Consider the following 12,462-nt stretch of genomic DNA (forward strand, 5'->3'; position numbering starts at 1 on the left):
TATTATTTTGCAAACTTTTCAATTTCTGAATTAAGGTCATTTAGAATTTTTTCACATTGACTAACTAGTGACTTAGGGAAAACCTCATCTTCACCATATTCAACACCATGAGGATAATAATATTTTCCAAGCACTGGTGTCTTTAATTGAATGACTGCTTTAAAAGTGTCGACATCCCCTTCAATTGATTGACCAAATACACGTAAATAGAAGGTTCCTTCTTTTAGATCAAATCTGCGATCATATGTAACTCTTTCATAGTCCCATTGCCCCTCACGGACAAGACCTTTAGAAAGCATGACTTCATCTAAGCGAACGAGGTCCGCTTTCTTGTTTTCAATCCCCGTATTTTCAAACTTCATATGTGTCCCTCCTAAAACAATCCATGTCTAGCTGACAGCAGCTAATATCAAGTTAAATTAAACAACAATTACTATCCAAATCTTATAATAGTAGAAATAGCCAGAAGATGCAATGTATACATGAAGAAAACGATTGAAATTCATCTTTTATTCATTATTTACATTCACAATTAATATCAGGAAATTATTTCTGCTGTTTTGGAGAACATAATGATTGAAAGAAAAGGGGGTTATGAATGAAGCGGATAATTAAATATTTCATTTGTCTATGTCTATGGCTTTATATTTCTCCTGCAACTAAGGCAGATGCAGAATCTCAATATGTAGTAAATAGTGGTGATACTCTATGGAAAATTGCTTTATATAATGGAGTTGAGCTGATAACAATTATTCAAAGCAATCCGCAAGTCTCAAATCCGCATTTAATTTTTCCAGGGCAAAAAATCACGATTCCGGCTCGAAAGAAAGTAGAGAAGGGGATTATATTATCTGCTTCCGAAAAAAGTCTTTTGGAACTCACAAACATGAAGCGAGCAAATGCAGGACTGAAGCCATTAATCGTAGATTATTCCTTAACAAAAGCAGCAAGGAAAAAAGCTTTGGATATGATGGAAAATGAATATGTGTCGCATATTTCACCAAGATATGGAGATTCTACAACTATGCTAAAGTCCTTTCAAATTCCATTTGAAAAAGCCAGAGAGAGTATTGGAGCAGGATTTAGTTCACCCGAGAAGATTTTCACACTATGGATGAATTCAGCCGTTAACCAGTCAAATTTATTAGATAAACTGTCTACCCATATAGGTGTTGGTCATGCAGAAGGTGGTCTACATGGCCATTATTGGACAGTACTCATTATTCAAAGAGATGAAGGAGGAAGTTAAATGGAGAAGATCCGTGATATTATGACTGACAATGTTGACAGTTGTTCATTGTTAGACAATGTGTTTGAAGTAGCTGTAAAAATGAAGGAATTAAATGTCGGTGCGATTCCTATAGTTGACAATGATAAACTCGTTGGGATGATCACTGACCGGGATATCGTATTACGATGTGTAGCTGAGAAAAATCCGCCTTCATCAAAGGTTGAAAAAATCATGAGTACGGATATAGTAACTGTTACAAAAGATATGGATGTGCAAGAGGCAGCTAGTTTAATGGCAAAGCACCAAATTAGACGATTACCAGTAGTAGAAGGAGACAAATTAATTGGAATTGTTTCCTTAGGTGATTTTGCTGTACATCATTTAACAGATCAAAGAGCCGGGAAAGCCCTAACGGAAATTTCTGAAACGAACAATGAAATTCAGCACTAAAGTTTGGAACACCTTAATTGGGTGTTCCTTTTTTATGTGCGCCCGGCATGGGCTATAACTTGGTGGTGAAAGTCCACTACAGGCTTGGCAGTAGGAACTGTTAGCTAATGGCAAGGGTGTCCACCGTGAGGTGGAATCTGAAGGAAGCCGGAGGCAAAATCCCGAACTGACGGACAGAAACTATATATAAGGCTGAATTAGGACGGACGAGTTTGCATAACAAAACAAAGTCCAATACTGCACGAATCCTATACAGTAAATATAGCAGTTACATGGGAGGAAGGTTATAGCTCTTACCCGGGGAGGTCTTACAAGGGTTCTCGACAAGAGAGATGGAATATCTCACAGGAACAAGTCTGTTAGTGATGATAGACTGAATTGTAAGAAGTCAGCAGAAGCCATAGTAGTTCCATCGGAATGAAGGGCTGAACAATAACAATCTTGGGAAAATACGGAGGTAAAGGCAGTGCATAGACCACAGAATACATCGAAAGATGGCTATTCGCAAATGGATAGGTTGGAAACTGAAGAGTATGCGAAAGCGTGTAGTTCTGTCTATACAGAAGTAGGACGCCAAGATGGTATCGATTTAATTGACAAGATAATTGATGACGAAAATCTACTTAGGGCTTGTGAAAAGGTTAAAGCAAATAAAGGTGCACCCGGAATTGATGGAATGAAAGTAGATGAACTTTTTGGTCATGTGCAAAAATACCACAAATATCTTAAAAGAAAATTGAAGGATGGCACTTATAACCCTTTACCTGTTAAACGAGTTGAAATACCCAAACCGGATGGGTCTAAACGTAAGTTAGGCATTCCATGTGTAAGGGACCGTATGGTCCAACAAGCAATCTATCAAGTAATCGGTGGGATAATAGACCCTTATTTCTCGGAAATGAGTTATGGATTCAGACCTAACAGAAATCAACATCAAGCTATTGAACAATCCATCAAATACTACGAACAAGGATATAAAGTGGTTGTAGATTGTGACTTAAAGAGTTACTTCGACACAATAAATCACCAAAAGCTGATGGAATATCTAAAGATATTTATACAAGACAATATAGTCCTAAAGTTAATCTGGAAATTTCTTAAGAGTGGAATCCTTGAAAATGGACTAACGAAATCAACGGACTCTGGTGCTCCTCAAGGTGGCGTTCTTTCGCCAATACTGAGTAATATCTACTTAAATCAACTAGATAAGGAATTAGAGGGACGTGGACACAAATTCGTGCGCTTTGCGGATGACTTCTGCATCTATGTTAAAAGCAAACGAGCCGGACAACGTGTAATGGAAAGTATCACCAACTTCCTTGAAAAGGATTTAAAACTGACAGTTAACAGCACTAAGAGTCAAATAGGAAGTCCAACAAAATTGAAATTTCTAGGTTTCTGTATACACACTACCTCTAAAGGTGTTAGTTGCAGACCGCACCAAGTAGCTAAGAAGAGGTTTAAAACTAAACTAAAGAATCTAACAAAACGGAATCGCCCAGGTAAATTTGAGGAAATAGCCAAGGAAATTAACCAAGCGACAGTTGGTTGGATAAATTACTATGGAATCAGCTTGATGAAAAGGTTTATCGAAGACGTTACAAAATGGTTGAATCATCGATTAAGACAGATTATATGGAAAAGATGGAAGAGGGTTAAAACACGGTATCAGCAACTAAGGAGATTAGGAATCAAACATGATGAGGCTTGTAAAGTAGCCAATACCCGAAAGGGTTATTGGAGGATTTCAGGCTGCGGAACGCTTCATAATGCAATTAAAATAAAGACGCTCATTAAATGGGGTCTAAAAGACCTTAACCACTTATATGAACGTCGATACTCAAGTTATTGAACCGCCGTATACGGGACCGTACGTACGGTGGTGTGAGAGGTCGGGAGTTAATTACTCCCTCCTACTCGATTACAATAATTAGGATTTAAATAGTGGGAAAAGTAAAGTAATGTAGTTATAAGGACATAGAATCCCTATTCATTATAGGTGAAATTTATTAGAATTTTCTGCCCCTTCTATTAAAAAGAATGTAAATGATGTTATACTAATCATTAAGAGTTATCATATATATAATATTAATAAAGAAAGGAGGCAAGCCTCTGAAGACCCTGATTAGGATTTTAGTTATCATATCCAGTCTCCTTGTCGTAGGCCTTTACTTTAATTTTAGTACAGTTTCTAAAGATGATGTTTTATTAAATGAAGTTAACATTAAACCTAAAGTGGATCATGATTTAGATGAAACAGGATCTGAAAATACCTCTATTCTTAAGATGCCAAACGAAGGGTTAGTTAGTTTAATGGGCAAGCCTTCCAGTACTATCATAGAGGAGCTAGGGAAGCCTTCACGGATCGATCCTTCGTTATATGGGTATGAGTGGTGGGTTTACCCCATTAATTATAAAAAATATATTCAGGCAGGCATCAAAAATGATATAATAGTTACTATTTTTGCAACTGGAACAGACGTTGGAATCCCGCCATTTAAAATTGGGCAGCCAGTGGCAGAGATCTATTCCTTAACAGTTCTTGATACAAATATTAGCCTTGAATATAATAATAGTTCCTATAAATTTGAACTCTCCGAAGATGATTTGAATACTCGTCCACTTATTATGATTGGAAATGTTTATGCGCAGCTTTATCTAGACAAGTTTAGCGGTACTCTTTCTAGTATTCGACTAATCGATTCTGAAACTTTGATCAAACTGCATCCATACGAAATGGTTTATAGAGGAGAAATGCTTGAGGGGTATGAGGAAACGACCGTAAAAGAGGAAGCAGTGGAAAGAGGGAAAGAAAGACAAATTTTTGATATTACTAATGTATTTCGAGTCCGTAATAAATTAGACCCTTTAGAATGGGATGAACAAACGGCTGAGGTAGCACTTGCACATAGCAAGGATATGTATGAAAGTCAGCAGTTTTCTCATATATCAGAGGAATTTGGGGATTTGGCTGACCGATTAGAAGCTGGCAATGTCTTTTACCAAATAGCTGGGGAGAATATTGCGGCTAATTATTTGGATGCACCTGCTGCTGTTGAAGGCTGGCTTAATAGTAAGGGGCATCGTGAGAGTTTATTAAATGAACAGTTCACCCACTTAGGTGTAGGCGTTTATAATAAGCACTATACACAAAACTTTATTGAGAAATGGCAGGAATAAGCAATTATAATTTTATATTTTTAAAAAGCTAACTTAGTTATTGTTTTTGATGTAGCCATATGTGTACGGGTTTTATTATGGACGAAAACATTCGAGTACATTTGCACGTAGGGGGACTTCAACAATATTATTTACATACCCTTCAGAAAGAGCTTGTTCCGATTCCACAAGCTCTTTTTAAATCCTAGGAGATATTGAAAATACTTCAACCTAATTGTTCGATTCTATTTACTAGAAAATAATCTTCTTTCCAATTACCGTATACCCGAATTTTTCCGCCTTTTTTAAGGTGGGGAATTTCCGCCTCTTTATCCATTGGAATCAATCTCTTAACATCCCAATAAGAATATTCTGATTTAATTTTAATATCTATTACATAAACAAAACGATGATAAGAAAATCTTTGCCTGCTTTCATTCAAATTGACGATGGTCCCCGAAATTATCGCTTCTTCAGGGGTGTTTTTTAACTTTAGCCACTTTTCGTGACTTTCACGCATTTCCTTTTTTGTAACCCAGTAAAAGTAAATACAAATAATTGGAATAACAATGGCAGTAACCATTAGAACACCACCTAGTTATTTATTCCAAATGATAAAAAAACTGCCGGTAGCATGTGCTATTTTCTTGCCATCTGAGCGATATACATTTGCTGATAAAACCATTGTTTTTGTACCTTTATGATCGAGATGAGCTTTGCACTGAAGAAAATCCCCTTTACCGACAGCTAAATAATGAATATTTAATTGGGTTGTCACAGCACCATATCCATCAGGCAGTAATGAGTTTGCAAATACCCCCATTGCTGTATCAATAATTGTGGCAGTAATTCCACCATGTACGATGTCAAATGAATTATAGAGAAGAGGGGTAATCGGGATGGTTAATTCGCAAAATTCATTGGTCATCGTTCTTTCCATTTGCAATAAACCGCCGACATACGAGTTGTTTAATTTTCTTTGTTTCTTTTGAAAACCGCGTAATAATTCTGTAAGAACACTTAATTCATCTGAAGTAATATTTGTTAAGCAGTCTTCTACTATCTCTCTTACTTGATTTTTCATTTCATATTCACCTTTCAAGCATCTTGTTCTGTATCCATTTTAACATTTTTGGTTGAACTTGAATATTTAGATTGTCCTTTCACCTTTTATTAAAGCAAACATAAAATAAGATAGGCATTTGTAACAAACTGAGGTGAATGAGGCAAATGACTAAAAAGAAACTCCATCCATCCATTTTACAATTTAAGGAATTTGTGAAAAAGAATCCAAAGATTGTTCTAGAGGTTCGGACAGGAAAGAAAACTTGGCAAGAGTTATATGAAGACTGGTATTTACTAGGTGAAGATGATCCGAAATGGGAAAACGTGCGATCAGAAGAGCAGGCAAAAAGCTCAACAGAAGAAAAAAAGTCTGATTGGATGTCCCAAATATTAGGCTCAATTAAAAAAATGGATCCAAACCAGGTGCAAGGTTATATTCATAATCTCAATCAGGCATTATCAGCCGTTCAAGGTGTTCTATCACAATTTCAGGGAGGTAATCAACAACAAAAATTGACGAATACTAATCAACCGCCTCCAAACCCATTTAAGTTTAAAAAAGATTAGATAAAAAGGGGTATGAGATGAGAAAAGAGGTTATGGAATATATTAGCCAAAATAAGGAGTTACAAAGGTATATTCGAGAACAGCCTTCTTGGTATCGGCGATTATCACGTAATCCCCATGATATCCAAGCACTCGAAATAGCCGCATTACACTATTATCAAAGAACAATCCCGCATAAGGTAGAAAAATTTACAAATAGCGTACAAATGGCCTCAATGATGATGAGTATGTTTCAAGCAATGAAATCACAAACTTAATGAAAGCTTTCTCGGAAAACTGAGAGAGCTTTTTTATTTTTCTAAAACAGGAAAGAGTAAAAATAGCTATTAAAGCTAACAATAATCCCATATGAAAGGCTTTTTTAATAAAGGAGTGTTCTTGGAGTGAAACGATTCATTTATTTATATATAGTATTCGTGGTATTAGCTGGCTGCCAAAATGACAAGCCAAAACCAGAAACGAAATTAATAGTTCAGCCAATTAATGTTTCTAATCTTGATCAAGAGATCCCTGTGTTAGCATTTCCTACAAGTAATAATGATCCATTTTATGTAAACCATCATGTGAAAGGAAAAAATATCTTTATTGAATGTTTAGTTCAAGGAATAACCTTTAGGGATTCAAATGAGCCTAATAAAGGGTCGATTATATTATATGTTGATGGGAAAAAGAAAGAGAAAATTTCATCAGCAGCGTTTATTGTTAAAGGATTATCTGCAGGAACACATCGAATAAAATTAGAGGTAGTTAAGGATAACCATACGACTCCAATCATGATAAAGGAATTTTATGTAACGATCCCATAACTTTTGATTTCCACTGTTTCATGGTAAAATATGAAACGGAGGTGAGCGGATGCTTGCTACAATTGAAAGAGTCGAAATTATAGAGTCAGCAGAACAAATTGCTAACATGATCATACATTCAGTTGAGGCGGAAAATTACCGTCAATGTTTATATAGATTAAAGACAAGCAAGGAAACACAAAGGAAAATTAAAGAGTTTGTAAATATGAAGGAGCATTATGAAGAAGTTCAGCGCTTTGGAAAGTATCATCCTGACTATAAAAAGGTCATGGTATCGATCCGGGAATTAAAAAGAGAGATGGATTTGGATGAAAATGTTGCTGAGTTTAGGAAGGCTGAAAATGATCTTCAATCTATCCTTGATGAAGTAAGTGTTATCATAGGGCATTCGGTTTCTGAAAAAATAAAAGTCCCAACTGGAAATCCGTTTTTTGACAGTCTGTCTAGCTGTGGCGGAGGATGCGGATCGGGAGGAAGCTGTGGCTGTTCTTAATATACATACGGCATAGGATTATTCCGATGCCGTTCTTTTTTGTCAATCCTCCTTAATCCCATTGAAAGAAAATGTTTTTTTATGCTAGACTATTGAAAATAGTTGTTTTTTGAAGGGGAAGAAATTATGCTGGGTCAACGGCAAGGGATTATTGTCTGGCTTTATTCTTTAAAACAGGCAAAAATGTTAAGAAGATTTGGAAATGTTCATTATGTTTCTAAAAGATTAAAATATGTAGTGTTATATTGTAATCTTGACGAAACAGAGGAGATAATGGGAAAAATAAGTGCTTTTTCATTTGTAAAAAAGGTTGAGCCATCTTATAAGCCTTTCCTGAAGATGGAATTTGAGAATTCAAAGCCAGATAAAGCAAAGGAATATGATTATAAGATGGGCATTTAAAAGGTGAGGGCATTGGTCCTTACTTTTTTATTTTATCAATTAAATAAGAAGCTATTAACTGTTATAGCAAATGAAAAATTTGAGAAAAAACATCATTTTTTCGTCGTTTTTATACAAAATCCATGTACTGATGCTTTCGGATTTGCTATGGTTATTATTAGGAAAGATTAGTGAAGGGGACCTTTTGTATGTGGAAAACATTTGTTTTAATTTCTATCGTATTAACAACAGTTATCGGCGGTATGTTGTTTTGGCAATGGAAGGCATATTCTAAGGAAAACGAGTCCACTATTCAAACTTCTGAAAACGCAGCCCAGGAAATAACTGTTAAATCTAGTGAAAGAGAGCTGCTAATCACACAAAAGGTGACAGGTCTAACAGCCGGGAAGGAATATAAGGTAGACAAGCCAGAAAGCCTATTTCGCTGGTCATGTATAAATATACGTAATAATCCTTGTGAATCTTCGGATGAAAATGCTTTAAAATTAATTCCTGAACAGAATGAGCTAGTATTTGAATACATGATCCCGATTAAAAAGGATAGTAAGGCCTTTTTACTTGAAGATTGGACCATATCTTTGCCTGAGATTGCCGTAACAAGGTCATCTGTAATTATTGTTGATTCTGTGAAAAGTGGCGGTGCATGGGTAGCAGGGGCAAAGTTGAAGGGATTTAAAGAAATGGATTTAATAGATTATTATTATTTTGAAGGGAACGGAGGCGCTCCCGCTGTATATTGGCAGTATGAACCTCTTCAAGCAACAGAAAGTAAAAATGAGTTATTTACTTATTTTGGCAGCCGAGAAATAAATAAATTGCTTATAAGTGAGTTTCAAGGTCTTAAAGATTTCCCTTATGTATCTGTCATTTTTACGGATCAAATGAAAGAACAGACAAGCAATGGACTCTTAATTTCAAAACCCGGCATAAAAGAAGATGATTTTAAACTGAAAATGTTTAACTACTTTTACGAAAAAAAATTCAGAAATCTCCCAATGGACAAACAGTGGGTCATTGATGCACTTGCTTCTTATTCGGCTAAATTGCCAGCAAGTACTGAAAAGGGTAATGTAGTCTTGCATGAAATGAAAATTAAACTGACAGAAGAGGAATTAGGGGCTTTCCTTAACACGATTAATACGAGTTCTGAACCTTTAACCATTCAAAAATTAGATCAATTTGTTTCTGAAATAAGGGGATTAAGCACCCGCTTTTTTACATTGAATGAAGGGAAAATGGATTCACTTGTCCCTCTTTATTTTTACGATCCTCGAAAAGTTGCGATAAATGGAAATACTATTACAGGATTAGAAATTATTTTTGAAGAAGGAAAGAGTATGTTTCCTTTTATTGAGACGATGAAAGCATTAGATTATGGTGTCGAAATTCTTGCTGACAAGGAGACCATTCTTCTAAGGAAAGAGTCTAACACATACCGTTTTTTTCTGAATCGAAATATTTTTATATATAATGAAGATGATTATGGTTTATTAGAAAAGCCATTAGCAATTATTAATGGAAATATATATATGAGCGGGCAATGGATTGAAACATTGTTTAAGGTTGAGATTGAAGAGGAAGATGATGAAATTATTATTTCTTATTAAGATAAAAAGGATTTCGAATAAATAAAAAACCCTGCAGAAATTCTGCAGGGTCCTTCTATATCCTCATTAAGGATAGAAGGCAAAGGGAGAGGAGAAACCGGAGGAAGAACTTATGGGGAAACGTAAGTCTTCTCCGCGGTTGGCAACAACATCCTCGAATAGATGCTGTTAATTACATTATTTCCACAATAGCTCTGGATATACACTATTGGGGATATTTTTTTCCAGCAGTCCATTATTAAGGTCAATCATCATTTTTTTACAAACAGGCATTGAGTGAAATGAATACAGGTTGGCGGCGGATATACAAATATGATAGGATAGGAAGGAAAAAATAGACAGAGAATTGATTAGTGGTGATAATAAATGAGAGTAGTTTCAGGCAATAGAAAAGGAAAGGCATTAAAGGCTGTCCCTGGAAGTTCAACTAGACCAACAACTGATAAAGTGAAGGAAGCCATGTTTAATATTATTGGACCATATTTTGATGGGGGAATTGTCCTTGACTTATTCGCAGGGAGCGGGGGCCTTGGCATTGAAGCATTAAGCCGTGGCATCGAGAAGGCGATTTTTGTAGACAAAGATGGAAAGGCAATTCAGACTATTCGCGATAATGTGAATACATGCGATTTTGAGGACAGAGTGGAAATTTATCGAAATGAAGCTGAAAGAGCTTTGAAGGCAGTTATTAAAAGAGAATTATCATTTGATATCATCTTTATGGATCCTCCTTATAAAAAACAGCAGCTATTAAAACTGCTGGAAATAATAAATGAAGCAAATGTCCTTGTTGAAGGAGGAACAATTGTATGTGAGCATGGCTCTGATATTCAATTACCTGACACTGTTGGTAAGCTAGAAAAGCGAAAATTTGAAAAATACGGCATGATTTCCATTACAATCTATCATTTGCCGATATAAATATACGAGGGGGATAAATATGGGCGGGATTGCGGTTTGCCCCGGAAGTTTTGATCCAATTACATATGGTCATCTGGATATTATTAAAAGAGGAGCAAAAGTATTTGAGGAAATCCATGTTGTTGTATTAAATAACTCTTCAAAAAATCCATTATTTTCTGTTGATGAAAGAGTAAAGTTGATAAAGGAAGTGACAAAGGAGATACCAAATGTGACGGTTTCTACCTTTCAGGGCTTGCTAGTGGATTATGCGAATATGGTAAATGCAAGTGCGATAATTCGTGGTCTTCGTGCAGTATCGGACTTTGAATATGAGATGCAGATTACTTCAATGAATCGTGTGCTAAATGATAAAATTGAAACCTTCTTCATCATGACAAACAATCAATATTCTTTTTTAAGCTCTAGTATTGTGAAGGAAGTTGCTAAATATGATGGGAAGGTTTCAGAGCTTGTACCACCTGCTGTACAGGAAGCATTAAGGGAAAAATTTAAGGAATAAGACAAACGAGCACATTTCGTGCTCGTTAATTTCCAAATGCTATCTGCCTAATCTTCTTGCGAGTAAGAAGGTGTAGCATAGTAAGGCGAAGATCGTGATGAGAGGTCCAGCATCTGACATAATTAAGAACCATTTGTGCATCCAGGAGCCTTCCCCAAAAAAGGCAACAGGGACTGCATTCGAAGGCTGTTCTGTATTGTAAAAACGTTCATAAACGGGATTCCAAAGAAGGGCTGCATAAATAGCAGCAAAAAAACCTTGAAGTATCCGTGCAATAAAGAATGGTTTAAAATCAATATCGGTCTGAGCTAGTATACTTGCGACCTGCGCCTGAACACTAAAGCCGCTAAATGCTAGTACAAAGCTTGTAATAATTGCTTGATGCATAAGAGTTGCTTCCTGCACTTGACTTGTCATCTGACTCCCAAGGGTGATTTCAAAAATACCTGAAATAAAAGGAGTGCTTAATTCAATTGGCAGATTGAATGCAGAAAGAATAATTTCCAGTCCGCCTGCTAAGAAGGTGGTAATTCCAAGATGGTATAGTAATTTATTAATGACTGAAAAGAGAATAATAAATCCGCCAATCATTAATAATGTTCGAATGGACGACATGACTGCATCGCCAAGTAGCTTGCCAATCGGCCGATTATCATTAATTCTTGTGCGATGAAGGACAGATAGTGCATATCTAATAGAAGGCTTTCTTTGTTTGTTTTCATTAGTTGTTTCTTCCTTACGTCCATAAAATCTCATCAAAAGTCCAACAGTAATATTGCCTAAATAATGAGCTAGTGCAAGAATCACACCTAGCTTTGCATTATGAAAAAAACCGACAGACACAGCGCCGAAAATAAACAATGGGTTGGAGCAATTAGTGAAGGATACTAATCGTTCAGCTTCTGTTTTGGATATTTGACCTTCCTGTCTAAGCCGTGCAGTTAATTTTGCTCCTGCTGGAAACCCGGATGCCATGCCCATTGCCCAGACAAATCCGCCAACTCCAGGAACCTTGAATAAAGGGCGCATAAGCGGTTCAAGAAGGACGCCGATAAACCTGACGACTCCAAAGCCAATAAGCATTTCAGAAACAATAAAAAAAGGTAAAAGGGAAGGAAATACGATTTCCCACCACATGTTTAAGCCCCTTATGGAAGCATCTACAGACTCTTGAGGAAAAGATATAAGTGATATGGCCATCATCGTTACGGATAAGGCAAGAATGATTGTTTTTAGTTTGGAACGTAACACTTGGCAAA

At 36.1% G+C, this 12,462-nt stretch carries 16 protein-coding genes; 12 read left to right on the forward strand and 4 right to left on the reverse strand.

The annotated features are described in order from the left end of the window. Window positions 1-2 precede the first annotated feature (2 nt). Window positions 3-362, reverse strand: coding sequence for a YugN family protein (locus tag RRV45_RS08695; RefSeq protein WP_315668421.1), 360 nt, complete (start codon window positions 360-362; stop codon window positions 3-5). Between the two features lie 236 nt (window positions 363-598). On the opposite strand from RRV45_RS08695, the gene safA reads away from it, so the two are divergent. From safA to RRV45_RS08715, 4 genes are all read left to right on the forward strand, one after another. Further along, entirely contained in the window at window positions 599-1,249 is a 651-nt protein-coding gene (safA, locus tag RRV45_RS08700; protein WP_315668422.1) for a SafA/ExsA family spore coat assembly protein, read from the forward strand. Continuing rightward, window positions 1,250-1,681, forward strand: coding sequence for a CBS domain-containing protein (locus RRV45_RS08705; RefSeq protein WP_315668423.1), 432 nt, complete (start codon window positions 1,250-1,252; stop codon window positions 1,679-1,681). It begins immediately after the preceding gene. Window positions 1,682-2,147: 466 nt separating this feature from the next. After that, window positions 2,148-3,533, forward strand: coding sequence for a group II intron reverse transcriptase/maturase (gene ltrA / locus RRV45_RS08710; RefSeq protein WP_315668235.1), 1,386 nt, complete (start codon window positions 2,148-2,150; stop codon window positions 3,531-3,533). A gap of 383 nt (window positions 3,534-3,916) precedes the next feature. Then, on the forward strand, window positions 3,917-4,861 hold the full coding sequence (locus RRV45_RS08715; protein ID WP_315668424.1) for a CAP domain-containing protein: 945 nt from the start codon (window positions 3,917-3,919) through the stop codon (window positions 4,859-4,861). Between the two features lie 205 nt (window positions 4,862-5,066). Here the strand turns inward: RRV45_RS08715 and RRV45_RS08720 are convergent, their stop codons facing one another. Together RRV45_RS08720 and RRV45_RS08725 are read right to left on the reverse strand one after the other, a co-directional pair. Further along, complete coding sequence (locus tag RRV45_RS08720; protein WP_315668425.1) at window positions 5,067-5,423, reverse strand: hypothetical protein; 357 nt, start codon at window positions 5,421-5,423, stop codon at window positions 5,067-5,069. A gap of 15 nt (window positions 5,424-5,438) precedes the next feature. Next, window positions 5,439-5,924 carry a PaaI family thioesterase gene (locus RRV45_RS08725; protein WP_315668426.1) on the reverse strand — a complete coding sequence of 162 codons (486 nt, stop codon included), beginning with the start codon at window positions 5,922-5,924 and terminating at the stop codon, window positions 5,439-5,441. A gap of 146 nt (window positions 5,925-6,070) precedes the next feature. On the opposite strand from RRV45_RS08725, the gene RRV45_RS08730 reads away from it, so the two are divergent. The 8 genes from RRV45_RS08730 (at window position 6,071) to coaD (ending at window position 11,203) form a co-directional block, all read left to right on the forward strand. After that, complete coding sequence (locus tag RRV45_RS08730; protein ID WP_315668427.1) at window positions 6,071-6,472, forward strand: YlbD family protein; 402 nt, start codon at window positions 6,071-6,073, stop codon at window positions 6,470-6,472. Window positions 6,473-6,489: 17 nt separating this feature from the next. Beyond that, the gene (locus RRV45_RS08735; protein ID WP_315668428.1) at window positions 6,490-6,729 is read left to right on the forward strand and encodes a YlbE-like family protein; all 240 of its coding nucleotides are present in this window, start codon (window positions 6,490-6,492) and stop codon (window positions 6,727-6,729) included. 126 nt (window positions 6,730-6,855) lie between these two features. After that, window positions 6,856-7,278, forward strand: coding sequence for a hypothetical protein (locus RRV45_RS08740; protein ID WP_315668429.1), 423 nt, complete (start codon window positions 6,856-6,858; stop codon window positions 7,276-7,278). Between the two features lie 49 nt (window positions 7,279-7,327). Continuing rightward, window positions 7,328-7,771 carry a YlbF family regulator gene (locus RRV45_RS08745; RefSeq protein WP_315668430.1) on the forward strand — a complete coding sequence of 148 codons (444 nt, stop codon included), beginning with the start codon at window positions 7,328-7,330 and terminating at the stop codon, window positions 7,769-7,771. A 126-nt stretch (window positions 7,772-7,897) separates the two neighbouring features. Continuing rightward, window positions 7,898-8,173, forward strand: coding sequence for a YlbG family protein (locus RRV45_RS08750; protein WP_315668431.1), 276 nt, complete (start codon window positions 7,898-7,900; stop codon window positions 8,171-8,173). Between the two features lie 188 nt (window positions 8,174-8,361). Beyond that, window positions 8,362-9,780, forward strand: coding sequence for a stalk domain-containing protein (locus RRV45_RS08755; RefSeq protein WP_315668432.1), 1,419 nt, complete (start codon window positions 8,362-8,364; stop codon window positions 9,778-9,780). Between the two features lie 366 nt (window positions 9,781-10,146). Then, complete coding sequence (gene rsmD / locus RRV45_RS08760) at window positions 10,147-10,701, forward strand: 16S rRNA (guanine(966)-N(2))-methyltransferase RsmD (RefSeq protein WP_315668433.1); 555 nt, start codon at window positions 10,147-10,149, stop codon at window positions 10,699-10,701. Window positions 10,702-10,720: 19 nt separating this feature from the next. Further along, window positions 10,721-11,203, forward strand: a complete 483-nt coding sequence (coaD, locus tag RRV45_RS08765; protein WP_315668434.1) for a pantetheine-phosphate adenylyltransferase — start codon at window positions 10,721-10,723, stop codon at window positions 11,201-11,203. A 39-nt stretch (window positions 11,204-11,242) separates the two neighbouring features. Here coaD and ylbJ read toward each other — a convergent pair whose 3' ends face one another. Then, window positions 11,243-12,454, reverse strand: a complete 1,212-nt coding sequence (gene ylbJ / locus RRV45_RS08770) for a sporulation integral membrane protein YlbJ (protein WP_315668435.1) — start codon at window positions 12,452-12,454, stop codon at window positions 11,243-11,245. Window positions 12,455-12,462: the final 8 nt, after the last annotated feature.

The sequence above is a fragment of the Bacillus sp. DTU_2020_1000418_1_SI_GHA_SEK_038 genome, assembly GCF_032341175.1.
In the GTDB taxonomy this organism is placed as follows: Bacteria; Bacillota; Bacilli; order Bacillales; family Cytobacillaceae; genus Cytobacillus.